The sequence below is a fragment of the Streptomyces sp. NPDC089799 genome (assembly GCF_040684755.1).
Taxonomy (GTDB): domain Bacteria; phylum Actinomycetota; class Actinomycetes; order Streptomycetales; family Streptomycetaceae; genus Streptomyces.
The window spans coordinates 1-1,086 of sequence record NZ_JBFBGR010000088.1 but is presented as its reverse complement, the minus strand read 5'-3'; the positions used below and the strand labels follow the sequence as shown (position 1 = coordinate 1,086).

At 67.9% G+C, this 1,086-nt stretch carries 1 protein-coding gene; it reads left to right on the top strand.

Annotated elements, in window-relative coordinates; genetic code table 11:
* Window positions 1-107: 107 nt before the first annotated feature.
* On the top strand, window positions 108-1,086 hold a 979-nt coding region (locus tag AB0O36_RS37020; protein WP_365118403.1), incomplete at its 3' end, for an IS481 family transposase.

Here is a 1,086-nt window from a genome sequence, read left to right as displayed (position 1 = left end):
CTAGGTGTATTGACCACGAGCGTTGTTAACGGGGCTGGGTCTTGATGATGACGAAGACCTCCGGTGTGGTGGAGGTGTCTAGGACTACACCGCACACGGAGGTCTTCGTGTCCCACCGTAATGCCCGGCTGACCGTTCACGGCAGGCGGATCCTGGTCGAGCGCGTTCTCGCCGGGCGTCCGGTCGCCCACGTGGCGGCGGAGATGGGCATATCCCGTCCGACCGCCCACAAGTGGGTCCGCCGCTGGCAGGCCGAGGGCGAGCACGGCCTGCGTGACCGGTCGAGCAGGCCCCACACGACACCGCACCGGACCGCGGCCGCGGTCGAGGAACAGGTCTGCCGGCTGCGGACCGAACGGAAACTCGGCCCGGCCCGCATCGGCCCGATCATGCGCCTGCCGGCCTCGACCGTGCACCGGATCCTGGTCCGGCACGGCCTGAACCGGCTGGCCTGGCTCGACCGCCCCACCGGAGCAGTCGTCCGCCGCTACGAACGGGCCCGGCCGGGCGAGCTGGTCCACGTCGACATCAAAAAGCTCGGCAACATCCCCGACGGCGGCGGGCACAAGGTCATGGACCGCCAGCAGGCGATGGACAACAAGCTCGCCACCACCAGCAAGCGCAAGAGCTCCAAACCGGTTATCGGCTACAGCTACGTCCACTCCGCCGTCGACGACCACTCCCGCCTGGCCTACAGCGAGGTCCTCACCGACGAGCGCAAGGAGACCGCCGTCGCCTTCTGGCAGCGGGCCCAGACATTCTTCGCCGCCCACGGCATCACCGTCGAACGCGTCCTGACCGACAACGGCTCCTGCTACAAATCCCACGCCTGGCGCGACGCGCTGGCAGCAGCCGGGATCACCCACAAGCGAACCCGGCCCTACCGGCCCCAGACAAACGGCAAGGTCGAACGCCTCAACCGCACCCTGCTCGACGAGTGGGCCTACCTGCGGCCCTACACCTCGAACGACGAGCGGACAGCAGCCCTGGCAGACTTCCTCCACACCTACAACCACCACCGCTGCCACACCGCACTGGGCGGACACCCACCCATCAGCCGCGTTAACAACCCTGCGGGTCAATACA